The organism is Staphylococcus sp. GDY8P120P, from assembly GCF_017892065.1.
Taxonomy (GTDB): domain Bacteria; phylum Bacillota; class Bacilli; order Staphylococcales; family Staphylococcaceae; genus Staphylococcus; species Staphylococcus nepalensis.
Map to the genome: position 1 here is coordinate 76,251 of NZ_JAESKI010000013.1, position 14,512 is coordinate 90,762.

Consider the following 14,512-nt stretch of genomic DNA (forward strand, 5'->3'; position numbering starts at 1 on the left):
AAAGAAAGGAAAAGTTTAAATGAATAAAGCAATGATTGTGCATCACACACTCAACATTCTCCTAATGATTATCTTAATAATAGTAAATTTCTTTAATACTTTGAATTTACCAGTATCAATAACGCTAGCCACTTTAATTCTAGTAAATGCTATTTTATTAATTAGAGCAAACAGTAAACAAGTTAAGAATAATGGCATTACTATAGATGACTATAAAAAGAAATAATATAACTTTTTTGGGAGCAGATTATGAAATTCGGCAATTCATTATAAATATGATTATAATGATCTACTTATGGCTATCCCATTATTAGTAGTGTCTATTTTTGTGCCGGTTATATTTGTGATACTTCTTATACGTATTATTTGCGGATTCGAAAAGAATAAATAAGAGCATTTTACGAAATCTGGTAATCAAAAAATTGTATCCATCCTCTTTGATAAAGAACCACACAAAAACACCCCCTTAAGCCTATGCCTAAGGGGTTTCATCATTTTATACTATTATTCCCACTCGATTGTGCTTGGTGGTTTAGAAGTAATATCATAGACAACGCGGTTAACGTGGTCTACTTCATTTACGATGCGGCTTGAAATTTTCTGTAAGACTTCCCAGTCAATGCGGGCAAAGTCACTTGTCATACCATCAATAGATGTCACTGCGCGGATACCTACAGTGTGATCATACGTACGGTAATCTCCCATAACACCTACTGATTGAATACCCGGTAAGACAGTAAAATATTGCCAAACCTCACGTTCAAGACCTTCTTCACGGATGACTTGTCTTAAAATCGCATCTGATTCGCGTACGATTTCAAGTTTATCTTCTGTAATTTCACCCAGTACACGAATCCCTAAACCTGGTCCTGGGAATGGTTGTCTCCATACTAAGTGTTCTGGAATGCCTAATTCAATACCTAATTCACGTACTTCATCTTTAAATAATGTATTAATTGGTTCAATTAATTGGAATTCCATATCTTCTGGCAATCCACCTACATTGTGATGAGATTTAATCGTTTGTGCTGTCTTCGTGCCTGACTCGATAACATCTGTGTACAACGTGCCTTGTGCTAAGAAGTCTACACCTTCTAGTTTAGATGCTTCATCATCGAAGACATAAACGAATTCGTTACCGATGATTTTACGTTTTTGTTCTGGGTCTGATACGCCTTGTAATTTACTCATAAAACGTTCTTGAGCATTAACACGAATAATATTCATGTTAAAACCTTCACCGAATTGTTCCATGACCATGTCGCCTTCGCCTTTACGCAATAAACCATGGTCTACAAATATACATGTCAATTGGTCTCCGATTGCTTTGTGTAATAGCACTGCAACAACGGATGAATCCACGCCGCCACTCATTGCGCAAAGTACTCTACGGTCACCAACGAGCCCACGAATTTTCTCTACCTCAATATCGATAAAGTTTTCCATTGACCATTCACCTGTACAGTCACACACACGGCGTACGAAGTTACGCAGTAAATCGTTGCCAAATTCTGTGTGGCGTACTTCTGGGTGGAATTGTACGCCATAGATACGACGCGATTTGTCTTCAATTGCTGCATAGTTTGTACTTGGACTGTCTGCAATCACTTCAAAGCCTTCTGGAATTTCGATGACTTTGTCTGAATGACTCATCCACACATTTTGTTCTTCAGGTAATCCAAAGAATAACTCATCTGTCTTAGCGTTAATCACAGCTTTACCATATTCGCGTTCATTAGCGCGTTCAACTTTTCCACCTAATAACTTAGTAGTTAGTTGCATACCATAACAAATGCCTAAAATAGGCACGCCTAAATTGTAAATCTCTGGATCAATTGTGAATGAATCTTCCTCATATACTGAATTAGGTCCTCCTGAAAGGATAATACCTTTCGGGTTCAAACGTTTAATTTCTTCAATACTAATTTCATGGTCATGTAACTCACTATACACGCCCATTTCACGTATACGACGTGTGATTAATTGGTTATATTGGCTACCAAAGTCTAAAACAAGTATGAGCTCTTGCTCTTTCGCCATTTCCATAGATTTAAATCTCCTTTAACTTAGAATGAATAATTGGGTGATTCTTTTGTAATTTGCACATCATGTGGGTGGCTTTCTGCTAAACCAGCTGGTCCCATACGTGTGAATTGAGCTTCTTCTCTTAACGCTTCTAAGTTACTTGAACCAGTGTAACCCATACCTGATCTTACGCCGCCCATAAGTTGATAAATTGTGTCTTGTAATGGGCCTTTGTAAGCAATACGTCCTTCAATACCTTCTGGAACGAATTTTTTCGGTGTTTTATCTTCTTGGAAATAACGATCGTTTGAACCACTTTCCATTGCACCTAATGAGCCCATACCTCTGTACACTTTATATTGTCTACCTTGGAATACTTCTGTATCGCCTGGGCTTTCTTCAGTACCTGCAAGCAAGCTACCTAACATAACTGCATGTCCGCCAGCAGCTAGCGCTTTAATGATGTCACCTGAGAATTTAATACCACCATCAGCGATAATCGCTTTACCTTGTTTACGCGCTTCTGAAGCACAGTCGTACACTGCTGTAATTTGTGGTACACCAACGCCTGCAACAACACGTGTTGTACAAATTGAACCAGGACCGATACCAACTTTAACAACATCAGCACCCGCTTCATATAAAGCTTTCGTACCTGCAGCAGTAGCTACGTTTCCGGCAATTAATGTAACTTGTGGGAATTTTTCTTTAATATGTTTAACTTGTTCTAATACGCCTTTAGAGTGTCCGTGAGCTGTATCAATAACTAATGCGTCTACGCCAGCTTCAACTAATTTTTCAGCACGGATATCGGTATCTTTTGCGATGCCGATTGCTGCGCCTACTAATAGTCTGCCAAGTTTATCTTTAGCAGAATTTGGGAATTCAAGTACTTTTTCAATATCTTTAATTGTGATTAAACCTTCTAATTTCCCGTCTTTAACTAAAGGTAACTTCTCAATTTTATGTTGTTGTAATAATTCTTCTGCTTCATCTAGTGTAGTACCAACTGGGGCTGTGATTAAATTTTCTTTCGTCATAACATCTGAAATTTTTATAGAAAAATCTTCAATAAAACGTAAGTCACGATTAGTCAAAATACCAACTAATGTTTTATCTTCTTCATTATTTACAATTGGCACACCTGAAATGCGGTATTTGCCCATTAATGCCTCTGCTTCAAACACACTTTCTTCTGGCGTTAAGAAGAACGGATTTGAAATGACACCATTTTCGGAACGTTTCACTTTTTGGACTTCATCTGCTTGATCTTCGATATTCATGTTTTTATGAATAACACCTAGGCCACCTTGTCTCGCCATTGAGATAGCCATTTTAGATTCCGTTACAGTATCCATACCTGCTGAAATAACAGGAATATTCAGTTTAATACCTTCTGATAATTGAACACTTAAATCTACTTCTTTCGGTAATACATCTGATTCTGCTGGCAACAATAACACATCGTCAAAAGTTAAAGATTCTTTTTCAAATTTATTTTCCCACATATGAATACAGCCTCCTAATATTTGTTTTATAGCTCCATTATTCCATAGTTTCTACATTTTGTTGATTCTTAATGCCGTTAAAAAAGAAATTCAAAACAATTGCTGAAATAGCACCAAGTACAATACCATTTTGAGTCAACCATGCGAATTGGTCGCCTAAAGCTTGAAATGCTTGTGGTACTGCACTTATACCCGTTCCTAGTCCAACTGATACCGCAATAACCAACAAATTATTTTGATTCTTGAAATTAATATTACCTAATATACTAACACCATATGCCATTACCATGCCAAACATAGCTATCATCGCGCCGCCTAATACAGGCAGCGGGATCATATTAGCTAAAGCGCCTAATTTAGGAATACAGCCACAAATGATGAGTAGGATGACCATACCATAAATGACTTTATTCTTTTTAGCGCCTGATAATGATACTAGTCCCACGTTTTGAGAATATGCTGTATACGGAAATGCATTAAAAATAGAGCCTAAAATAATCGCGATACCTTCAGCAGTATAGCCTTTACGAAAATCTTTTCTCTCTAAGCGCTTCCCTGTAATTTCACTTAATGCGTGGTAAACACCTGTTGATTCTATCAAGCTGACTAATGCAACGATAAAGAACACTAAAGTTGCACCAAAATCAAAACTGAATGTTGAAAATCTAAACGGTTGTGGCAATGCAAACCAATGGGCTTCTCCAACTTGTTTAACGTCTACAATGCCAAACGTTGAAGCTAAGACGGTGCCAACAACCAAACCAATCAATATGGCAATCGATTTTAAGAAACCGACTGTAAAGCGTTGTACAATTAATATGACAATTAATGTGATAACACCGAGCATGATATGCTTAGCGTCACCAAAGTTTTTAGCGTCTTCTCCACCCGCCAAATAATTCATTGCTACTGGCATTAAATTAATACCTATGATAGTAACCACACTACCTGTTACAACAGGCGGGAAGAATTTAACTAAATAAGAAAAGAATGGTGCGATTATAACGACTAATATACCTGATAAAAAGAGGGAACCATATAAGTCGCCTATGCCTTTCGTTTGGCCAATTAAAATCATCGGCGCAACTGCAGTGAATGTGCAGCCTAAGACAATGGGTAAACCAGTACCTGTCCCTTTCCACACTTGCAAGAATGTAGCCACACCGCACATAAAAATATCTACAGTAACTAAAAATGCAATTTGTTCTGGCGTGAAGTCTAAGCTCGTCCCGACAATTATCGGTACAAGAATTGCACCAGCGTACATCGCTAAGAGATGTTGTAAACTTAAAATAAAGGTTTTCATGATTGTTCCTCAACAAATGTCACTTTATTACCACTAAGAGAAGCAACTTTACATAGGGATGAAACTTTCAACCCAGCTTTTTCCAAACGCGCTCTCCCTGGTTGAAAACTTTTTTCCACTACAATGCCAACACCTATAGTTTCAGCATTTGCTTGTTTAACAATCTCATTTAAGCCTAACGATGCATCGCCATTAGCTAAGAAATCGTCTATGATTAATACTCGATCATTTTTATCTAAAAATTCATCTGAAACCATAACAGTACTTGTCGTATTTTTGGTGAATGAATGGATATCAGCGTAGTAAGCCTCTTTGGTTAATGTACTTGGTTTTGCTTTTTTAGCAAATAAACACGGTACATCAAAATGCATCGCTGCCATAATCGCTGGTGCAATACCAGATGCTTCAATGGTTAATACTTTAGTAACCCCTTCATCTTTAAATTGATTATAAAACGTTAGCCCTACGTCGTGCATCAGCTTTGCATCAATTTGATGATTTAGAAATCCATCTACCTTCAAAATCTTCTCATCAATAACAACGCCGTCTGCCTCAACTTTCCGTTTTAACAAATCCACTCAAAAAACCTCCTCATTTTGTATACAAAAAAAATCCTAAACTAACCTAGTTTCAGGATCTATGAGTGAACGTGCAATACTATAAAGAAGTGATGTTCAACTTACAACTTGCGCTGCATTAATCAATGCTTCTACATTCATTTCCCTATTTATGTAAAAATGAAAAACAACAATGGTTTATAAGTGTGCTAATTAAAAGGTACATTTCCCAAATCATACTTTAAAACGATTGAAGTTGAATGTCTCGTATTGTATTGGTTACTCATAGTCATGTCGTTAATGGCAACATGGTAGAAACTTCTAGAGCCGTATCCTCTAGATTATATGAGTTAGATAAATTATTAACTGATGATAGCAAATTTTCGCGTTGTTTTCAATACAATTATTATAAGTAAGCGTTTTAAAAAGATAGATTTATTATTAAATATGTACTTTAGTAAACGTTTTCTTTACTGTAAAATCAAGATTGTCAGATGCGTAACTTCATTATATAATAAAATTGTATTCGTTTTATCTAATCATTAATAGGGAACACATTATAGAAGTAATAGAAAAACGGACGGAGGGACAAACAATGGCTGATTTTACAATCATACAAAGTAGAGAAGAAATACTGCCTACAATTGAAAAGAAACTTTCTGAAGGATATGCTGAATCCGAAATTTCAGTTATAAGTAAGACTAAATTGCATTTCGAAGAATTACACGATTCTGAAGTGAACTTAACAGCTACAAGCGGTTCATTTAGTGACAAAATGGCTAAAATTTTAACTGGCGAAGATGGCGAAGAAGTGGTTTTATCTTATTATGATATTAGTGATTATGATAAAGAGCGTTATAAGAAAGAAATTTTAGATAATAATTATCTTATTATCGCTGCTAAGGATCGTTCTTCTCATGAAGAAGTTCAAGAAGCCAACGCTGCTTATGCTACTGATCTTTTTGAAGGCACGCATTATTCAGAAGAGACCGAAGGACCAAAATCTTAACCTTCTTAATCATTCATACTCGTTGAGTGGCTTAAGTAATGGTAGACCTATGTTTATATCAATATACTAAACTTATATGATAAGTGGCTCATTTTTAAAATATACATATATGATATTTTAAAATTTTAGCCACCTTTATTAGGGGCGAGCATATGAAATCAATTTAATTATTTTGATTTCTGTCTCGCCCCTCTTTGACTTCTTCAACGCATAAAATTATTTTTAAAATCTTTAAGCAACTTATGTCCACTGTTTTACTATGTTATAATGAACGCATTATTATTGGGGGGACGTCTTTCTATGGAATTTAAAACGATTCAATCAATCGATGATCCGTTATTCAAAGCCGCATTGGCGTTATATGATAAACAATTCGGCATTGATTTATCTGAAGATGAACAAATATTTAAGCAATCTTTAAAAAATGAACATACCAAAGATGATTATATCTTTTTAGTTGGGATACAATCAAATGGAGTTGTCAGCTTGGCTACAGCACATTATGAAGCTACTACAAATTCTTCTTTTTTAATTTATCTCGTCGCAAACGATCAACCAGACCATGATGAAATAATCACCAAAACTTTAGGGCATATAGAAAAGGAAATTAGTTATTTATCGAATCAATTACATGCGCATGATGTCAATTTTATTATGCTAGAAGTGCCTAAAGAACCTGACCAAGTTTCAGAAGAAGAAAAAGCAATTTTGAACCATAGACGTGATTTCTTATTTAATCATGGTTTCGAAAAACAGTATGACCTTGACTATTTAGCGCCCAATTCAGACGGTTTCTCGGAAGGGTTACCTAAAGATTTATATATCAAATCAAATATCGAGCTCACTAAAGATATTTACGGACCAAGCATCAAATCTAACTATATCTTAAAATATGTCTTTGCTAATAGAATTTCTAGAAGTATTATTTATCCGTTATTAGAAGAGATGAACTTACGTAAATCATAGAAGACACCACTTGAAATCACTATAAAAACAGTTTAGACTAGCATAGAGGTAAGGCTGACGTTTCACTAACCGAAGACAAACGTCGGTATACATAAAAATTATGATGAAAGGACTTATTTCTATGTTAACTAAAGAATTTGCACAACGCGTTGAGCTAAGCGAAAAACAAGTCCGTAAAATCGTTCAGCATTTAGAAGAACGCGGTTACCAACTTAGCAAGACTGAATACCGTGGTCGTGAAGCCACAGATTTCCAAGAGGAAGATATCGAATTATTCCAAGATATCGCTGAAAAAGTCAAACAAACGAATAGTTATGACTTGGCTTTCGAAGAACTTGAAAAAGAAAAAGACTTCTTACAAGTATTAGTCAAGGATGATGATAACAATCTTCCTTCTGACCAAAATGTTTCTTTACTCATTGAAGACTTACGCAGTGAAATCCAAAAAATGCGTGACGAGCGCCAAATGCTTGGTCAAATGATTAACCAAGTTCATCATCAACAACAAGAATTGCACAAAATGCAAAACCAAATTACATCTCATTTAGAAGAGAATACAGAATCTCTAAAAGCGATTCAATCATCAACAGATGAGATTAAATCTACTCAGAGTGTTATCCAAGATTCACAAAAAGAGCAAACTGAACTTGTGAAATCCAATGTTGAAACAGAACAAGTACACACTAACCAAACAACTTCTGATGATCAAACAACTTCGTTCACAGAAAATACAACTGAGCAAGTATCAGCAAAATCAGACGATAAAGAAACGGATAAGTCCGTTGATGACGCTGCAAACGATAGTGCCAAAAATGCGTCAATCCAAACTGAAAGCGAAGAAATCACTCAAATTAGCGAACAACCTTCTGAACAATCAACAAATCCAGAAAATGACCAAGCAACACCTGAAAGTGGTGCAACTAAGCGTGAAGCATCCACTGATGAATCAGAGCAAAGCGCCGATGCGGAGTCTAATAAAGAAAACGATGAAAGTGTACAACCTACAGACATCGATAATAAAGAAGAAACCGTATCAACTACTAACGAATCAAATACGCCAGGACAAGAAACAGATGCATCTCAAGAGACACCTTCTTATTCTTCACCAATAGCTAAAGAAGAACCTAAAGAAGAACGCAAAGGATTTTTTGCACGTTTATTCAATTTATAATAGTGAAAATAGCACGCCATCCTAAAATTAGGATGGCTTTTTTATGTTTAACCCCCCTACTCCAATCCCTTTATGCCTTGTTCCAACCGCATGTATATCCTATATACAACTACCACAAATTGGGTGTTATATAAATTTCTTAAAATTTTTTGAGTAATTGACTTGAATATTATTTGTTTTGCTACTATCCTTAGTATGCGTATCGGATTTCAAAAAATTAATTTAAATTTAGAAAGTGTAGGTCCTGTTTTTATGTTATTAACAATTCTTAATATCGTTATTTTTGTGGCCTTCCTCATCGGTTTATATGTAATGGCAAGAAGACACGTTTCATTTCCTAAACGTGTCTTCACAGCGTTAGGCATTGGGATTGTCTTTGGGATCGCTATCCATTTAATTTACGGTGTGGATTCAAAGGTTACTAAACAAACAACAGATTGGTTTAGTATCGTTGGAGATGGCTACATCTCATTCTTACAAATGATTGTTATACCTTTAATTTTCATTTCAATCGTTTCAGCTTTTACAAAAATCCAAATTGGAGAAAAATTTGCTAAAATTGGCATTTACATCTTCATTTTCTTAATCGGTACTGTTGCAATTGCAGCAGTCATTGGTATTATTTCAGCCTTAGTATTTGGTTTAGACGCTTCAACAATCGATTTAGGTAGCGCTGAAAGTTCAAGAGGTAGTGAACTTGCAAGCCAAGCTAAAGATATGACAGCGAGTACGTTACCTCAACAAATTTTAGAGTTATTACCAACTAACCCATTCTTAGATTTCACTGGCCAACGTACGACTTCTACAATTGCTGTAGTTATCTTTGCTGCGTTTGTCGGCTTTGCATTTTTACGCGTTATGCGTAAACAACCTGAAAGCGGACATTTACTTAAACGCGGTATCGATGCTATTTATAGTATTGTTATGTCTATCGTAACTTTTGTATTACGCTTAACACCTTATGGTATTTTAGCTATCATGGCGAATACCATCGCAACAAGTGATTTTGGCGCAATATGGACATTAGGTAAATTTGTGATTGCATCTTATGCAGCATTGATTGTCATGTATATCATTCATTTGATTATCGTGACAGGTATCGGCTTGAACCCCGTTACATTTGTTAAGAAAACATCTGAAGTACTCTTATTTGCGTTTACATCTCGCTCAAGTGCAGGGGCCTTACCTCTAAACGTTCAAACACAAAAAAACCGTTTAGGTGTACCAGATGGTATTGCTAACTTCTCAGCTTCATTCGGTCTTTCAATTGGTCAAAATGGCTGTGCTGGTATCTATCCAGCGATGCTTGCTGTCATGGTAGCCCCAGCAGCTGGCGTCGAAGTTAACTTGCAATTTATTTTATCTGTAATTGGCATTGTTATTATCAGTTCATTCGGTGTAGCTGGTGTCGGAGGCGGAGCAACATTTGCTTCTATCATTGTGTTGTCTACATTAAACTTACCAGTTGCATTAGCAGGGGTGTTAATCTCTGTAGAACCATTGATTGACATGGGTCGTACCGCATTAAATGTTAACGACTCTATGCTTGCAGGTGCTGGCACTGCTAAACTAACAAACAACTTAGATTCTGACACTTATCATTCCAAAGATTATGGTGAAATTACAAGTTCCTAATCTATCATTACCTTTTACCCCGAATATAGATTAGAACTAAGACATCCATTACGATGCTCCTTCTAAAGTAGACACTTAACAGTGAAAACTTTTTAGAAGGAGTTATTTTTATGTCTAAAATCAATTTTATCTAGGGTGATTTCAATTCATTTATGTAAGCAGACGTTTTTAATAAACAATTGAATAAGTTGTTATTTTTTAGCTCTTAGATGTTCATAATGCTTTCTTAAATATATAAACTATATATTATTTTAACAATCAAAAAAGCACGTTTCTTGGATATGTCTTAGTCATATCCAAGAAACGTGCTTTTAGTCATTAATATTCAGGTTTAAATGGACCCCAAGTAATTTTCTGTTTACCATCTAATGGAATTGAATCTATTGTGTTAGATACATCATCAAACCACTTTAAAAAAGCTGGGTTTTTATCTAAATAGGCTTCTGCACTATCTTCACTAATATCATGTAAATACCAAGCCTTACTCTCGAACTCATATTGAATTTGTGAATAGGCAAGCCGTGTGATATCAACACTGTCATACAGGCAGTTCACATGCTTAACGAGATTAGGTGCTTGTGAAATTAGGCTATTAGATATAATGTTTTTATGCGTTTGGTTATCTAAATCATTCCACATTCTTAACTGGCCGTCCATTTGAAAGAATATATCTATCGTGGAGTCATTCTCATTGAACGAAACAAGGATAAATACGCGCTCTGCTGTATGATCAACTGAATTTATCGCTCCGACGATTAATTTTTGAGCCATCTTTACCCAATAGGCTTGAGCTTCTTGAGGGGTTAGTTTACTGCTAGAAGAGTAAATATAGTTTTTATTTGCATTGGAATCTCCATGCGTCTTCTTTCCAAATAACTTGTCAAACATGCTCAACATAACCAACCCCTTTCTAAGAGATGAACTTTTCCCATCCTAAATGGTGTTCAACAGAAGTTGTCAGTTTACTATTTTTGAATAAAACCTGATTTATTCAATTGCTCTAACATATCTAATCTCTGTTTAGCACTCATAAAATTAGAGATTTGTTCTGACCATGTTTCACTACGTTCTCCATTTGTGCGAGATGCATAATACTTACTAACTGTTTGATCATAAGCACTTAATGCTCTCCGTTGCACTTCTTTATCGCTGTTATACTTGTTTTGATGGAAGACATGCTCGATTGGTAAACGTGGTTTAGGGCTACCATTTTCGTTATCTGCTGGTATACCCAATGCCATTCCAAACAACGGGAAAGTATGCTCTGGCAATTCTAAAATTTCACGTACACGTTCAACATCGTTTCTAAGCGATCCTAAATAGACCATGCCGTAGCCCATATCCTCAGCCGTAGTAGCAATATTTTGAGCAACTAATGCCGCATCAATTGTACCTACTAATAGTCCTTCTGCTGATTCAAAAGACGTCGACATATCATTTTTAGAATTTTCATTCACAATTGCATGTCTATAATAATCCATTACAAAGACGAGCAAATAGCCATTTTCAACTACATAGGGTTGACCAGAGACTTCTTTCAAATCTTCTTTAACCTCAGGGTCATCAATACCGATAATTGAATACGCTTGTAAATAACTGGATGTCGAAGCACTTTGCCCTGCTTCAATTAATTGTTTAACGCTCTCTTCTGAGACAGGATCTTTCTTGAAACTTCTAACCGAATGATGTTTTTTCAATAAGTTGTATACATAATCAGACATGTCATATCCGCTCCTCTTTATGTAAATGTTTATAGTATTTAAATGATAACAAAGCTTGTATTTAATTGCTCATTATCTGTTTACCCATTTTTTATTATTTCAAAATAATTGAATACTGATATAAATTAAATTAGTGCTATATTTGTAAATGAATTTTTGAAACGCATGACATAATAGTTAAAAATTAATTTCGACCTGCTTTCCTTTGCGTGACAATGCTTTTTATACATGTTCAAATCATATTGATGAAAACTTCATTATATAATCAATCATTTACAACTAAAATGTTTTCTAAACCCATTAACGTGGAACTCATAATGTAAGGGGGGAATTATTTTGAGTAACAAAAAACAAGATCAATTAAAAAATGTAGAAAAAGACAATGACGAAAAAGCAATGACGACGAATAATGGTGTCAAAATAAGCGAAGATGAAAATACCTTAACAGTAGGAGAACGTGGCCCCAGCTTATTAGAAGATTTCCATTTCAGAGAAAAAATCATGCATTTCGACCATGAACGTATCCCAGAACGCGTCGTTCATGCACGCGGTTTTGGAGCTCACGGTGAATTCCAAGTATATAAAGATTTATCAGAATACACTTCTGCAGACTTTTTAACACACCCCGAAAAAACAACGCCAGTGTTTGTTAGATTTTCAACCGTTCAAGGCTCTAAAGGTTCTCCAGATACAGTCAGAGACGTACGTGGTTTTGCCACAAAATTCTACACAGATGAAGGCATTTTTGATTTAGTAGGAAATGACATCCCAGTATTCTTTATCCAAGACGCAATCAAATTCCCAGATTTAATTCATGCAGTTAAGCCAGAACCACACAATGAAATGCCTCAAGGTGGTACAGCGCACGATACATTTTATGACTTCTTTGCCCAAAATCCTGAATCAACACATACAACTGTGTGGGCAATGAGTGATCGTGGTATACCTAAGAGCTTCAGACAGATTGAAGGTTTTGGTATTCATACTTTCCGTCTAGTGAACAGTGAAGGCGGTTCGTATTTCGTTAAATTCCATTGGAAGCCGCTTCAAGGTTTAGAAGGTTTAGTATGGGACGAAGCTCAAATGTTACATGGTAAGGACGTAGACTTCCATCGTAAAGATTTGTATGAATCCATTGAAAAAGGCGATTACCCTGAATGGGAATTAGGTCTCCAAATTATACGTCCTGAACAAGAATTCGATTTTGATTTTGATATTTTAGATCCAACTAAAATTTGGCCTGAAGATCAGGTCCCAGTTCAAAGAGTTGGTAAAATGACATTAAATCGAAATGTTACTAACGTTTTTGACGAAACTGAACAAGCGGCTTTCCATCCTGGTCATATTGTGCCAGGTATCGATTTCTCTAATGACCCATTATTACAGGGACGTTTATTCTCGTATACAGATACACAAATCACTAGATTAGGTGGTCCAAACTTCAACCAAATACCAATCAACCGTCCTGTTAACGAGGTACACAATAACCAAAGAGATGCCATGCATCAAATGAACGTGAACAAAGGACAAGTAGCTTACCATAAAAACGCACTTAACAACAATGATCCTCATACAACACCTAAAGAAGAAGGCGGCTATGAACACTACCAAGAAAAAGTCGAAGGCCGTAAAATCCAAAAACGTAGCGAAAGTTTCAAAGATTATTATAGCCAAGCTAAACTTTATTTAAATAGTTTAACGCAACCTGAATTTGACCATACTGTAGATGGTTTCTCATTTGAAATAGGCATGTGTGATTCTATTATGGTTAAGCAAAATGCAGTTAACCAATTAAATAAGGTAGACCGCACTTTAGCTGAGCGTGTAGCTAAAAATGTAGGTGTCGAAGTACCTGAAGTAAATGAAGAAGTAAATTCAGACGAAAAAGATAGCAAATTATCAATGGAAACACTAGATATTCCATTAGCTGGTCACTCTGTAGCAGTAGCAGTAAATGGCGATATCAGTGCGGATACATTGAAATCTTTCGCTAAAACATTTACAGAAAACAAATTGAATTATGCGTTCGTTGGACAGCACCCTAAAGATATTTCAGAAGAATTCGGTATCACGGAAACATTTGATACTGCTCATCCAACACTATTTGATAGTTTAATCGTTTTATCAGATGGCAGCGACATTCTTCCACCTGTTGAAGAATTCGCAGAACTCACGTATAAGCACAATAAACCATTAGTGGTGAACCAAGCAGCTTCTCAAGGCTTAGCAGGTGCTAAGTTAAATTTAGAAGCTCCTGGTGTCTTTGTTTCAGATGACCCTCAAACAATTGTGCAAGCATTTGAACGCAAAAGATATTGGGACAGATAATCTTTTTAATCACTAGCAAACTATATACAGGTTAGTCACCTTCCTACTGGGGGCGAGTTAAGAAATTAAATTGTTACTTTTAATTTTTTCTCGCCTCCGTTTCTTTTATCCATTAAAATATTGTGTAAGTAGATATTAGATTAATTATAGCTTGCGGCGACATAGATGGATGATGCTTTACCCGCATACGTTTCAAAAATCCTAAAGGCGCAATAGCGCAACCTCAAGTTGCCTTGTAGAAAATAATTAGGCGCGTGACCTTATACTCACATTACTTTATTTTTGA

At 35.8% G+C, this 14,512-nt stretch carries 11 protein-coding genes and 1 riboswitch; of the genes, 5 read left to right on the forward strand and 6 right to left on the reverse strand.

Annotation, left to right across the window (positions count from 1 at the left end):
* Positions 1-504 precede the first annotated feature (504 nt).
* Genes guaA through xpt form a run of 4 tightly spaced genes read right to left on the reverse strand, consistent with a single transcriptional unit; the run spans position 505 to position 5,417 of the window.
* Entirely contained in the window at positions 505-2,046 is a 1,542-nt protein-coding gene (gene guaA, locus KA900_RS09480; RefSeq protein ID WP_096811033.1) for a glutamine-hydrolyzing GMP synthase, read from the reverse strand.
* Between the two features lie 20 nt (positions 2,047-2,066).
* Complete coding sequence (gene guaB, locus KA900_RS09485) at positions 2,067-3,533, reverse strand: IMP dehydrogenase (RefSeq protein ID WP_096811034.1); 1,467 nt, start codon at positions 3,531-3,533, stop codon at positions 2,067-2,069.
* 37 nt (positions 3,534-3,570) lie between these two features.
* Positions 3,571-4,839, reverse strand: coding sequence for a xanthine permease PbuX (gene pbuX, locus KA900_RS09490; RefSeq protein WP_096811035.1), 1,269 nt, complete (start codon positions 4,837-4,839; stop codon positions 3,571-3,573).
* On the reverse strand, positions 4,836-5,417 hold the full coding sequence (gene xpt / locus KA900_RS09495; protein ID WP_096811036.1) for a xanthine phosphoribosyltransferase: 582 nt from the start codon (positions 5,415-5,417) through the stop codon (positions 4,836-4,838). Before xpt ends, pbuX begins: the two co-directional genes overlap by 4 nt.
* 245 nt (positions 5,418-5,662) lie before the next feature.
* Positions 5,663-5,765: riboswitch (purine riboswitch) on the reverse strand.
* Between the two features lie 226 nt (positions 5,766-5,991).
* Between xpt and KA900_RS09500 the strand changes: the two genes are divergently transcribed.
* The 4 genes from KA900_RS09500 (at position 5,992) to KA900_RS09515 (ending at position 10,177) form a co-directional block, all read left to right on the forward strand.
* Positions 5,992-6,405, forward strand: a complete 414-nt coding sequence (locus KA900_RS09500; RefSeq protein WP_096811037.1) for a general stress protein — start codon at positions 5,992-5,994, stop codon at positions 6,403-6,405.
* A gap of 300 nt (positions 6,406-6,705) precedes the next feature.
* Complete coding sequence (locus KA900_RS09505; RefSeq protein WP_210139506.1) at positions 6,706-7,371, forward strand: hypothetical protein; 666 nt, start codon at positions 6,706-6,708, stop codon at positions 7,369-7,371.
* A gap of 121 nt (positions 7,372-7,492) precedes the next feature.
* Positions 7,493-8,542: a prolipoprotein diacylglyceryl transferase gene (locus KA900_RS09510; RefSeq protein ID WP_207572969.1), complete on the forward strand. Its 1,050-nt coding sequence runs from the start codon at positions 7,493-7,495 to the stop codon at positions 8,540-8,542.
* Positions 8,543-8,794: 252 nt separating this feature from the next.
* Positions 8,795-10,177 (forward strand): L-cystine transporter, encoded by a 1,383-nt coding sequence (locus KA900_RS09515; RefSeq protein WP_096811245.1) that lies wholly within the window; start codon positions 8,795-8,797, stop codon positions 10,175-10,177.
* A gap of 318 nt (positions 10,178-10,495) precedes the next feature.
* On the opposite strand, the gene KA900_RS09520 is transcribed toward KA900_RS09515, so the two are convergent.
* Together KA900_RS09520 and nfsA are read right to left on the reverse strand one after the other, a co-directional pair.
* Positions 10,496-11,065, reverse strand: a complete 570-nt coding sequence (locus KA900_RS09520; protein ID WP_096811246.1) for a hypothetical protein — start codon at positions 11,063-11,065, stop codon at positions 10,496-10,498.
* A 77-nt stretch (positions 11,066-11,142) separates the two neighbouring features.
* On the reverse strand, positions 11,143-11,898 hold the full coding sequence (nfsA, locus tag KA900_RS09525; RefSeq protein ID WP_096811040.1) for an oxygen-insensitive NADPH nitroreductase: 756 nt from the start codon (positions 11,896-11,898) through the stop codon (positions 11,143-11,145).
* A 336-nt stretch (positions 11,899-12,234) separates the two neighbouring features.
* Between nfsA and KA900_RS09530 the strand changes: the two genes are divergently transcribed.
* A complete protein-coding gene (locus KA900_RS09530) occupies positions 12,235-14,226 on the forward strand; it encodes a catalase (protein WP_210139508.1) in 1,992 nt (663 codons plus the stop codon).
* Positions 14,227-14,512: the final 286 nt, after the last annotated feature.

Excerpts from the sequence above, each read along its gene's own strand:
- guaA (WP_096811033.1), bottom strand. The coding sequence starts at position 2,046 with ATGGAAATGGCGAAAGAGCAAGAGCTCATACTTGTTTTAGACTTTGGT.
- guaB (WP_096811034.1), bottom strand. The coding sequence starts at position 3,533 with ATGTGGGAAAATAAATTTGAAAAAGAATCTTTAACTTTTGACGATGTG.
- pbuX (WP_096811035.1), bottom strand. The coding sequence starts at position 4,839 with ATGAAAACCTTTATTTTAAGTTTACAACATCTCTTAGCGATGTACGCT.
- KA900_RS09500 (WP_096811037.1), top strand. The coding sequence starts at position 5,992 with ATGGCTGATTTTACAATCATACAAAGTAGAGAAGAAATACTGCCTACA.
- KA900_RS09505 (WP_210139506.1), top strand. The coding sequence starts at position 6,706 with ATGGAATTTAAAACGATTCAATCAATCGATGATCCGTTATTCAAAGCC.
- KA900_RS09510 (WP_207572969.1), top strand. The coding sequence starts at position 7,493 with ATGTTAACTAAAGAATTTGCACAACGCGTTGAGCTAAGCGAAAAACAA.
- KA900_RS09515 (WP_096811245.1), top strand. The coding sequence starts at position 8,795 with ATGTTATTAACAATTCTTAATATCGTTATTTTTGTGGCCTTCCTCATC.
- KA900_RS09520 (WP_096811246.1), bottom strand. The coding sequence starts at position 11,065 with ATGTTTGACAAGTTATTTGGAAAGAAGACGCATGGAGATTCCAATGCA.
- nfsA (WP_096811040.1), bottom strand. The coding sequence starts at position 11,898 with ATGTCTGATTATGTATACAACTTATTGAAAAAACATCATTCGGTTAGA.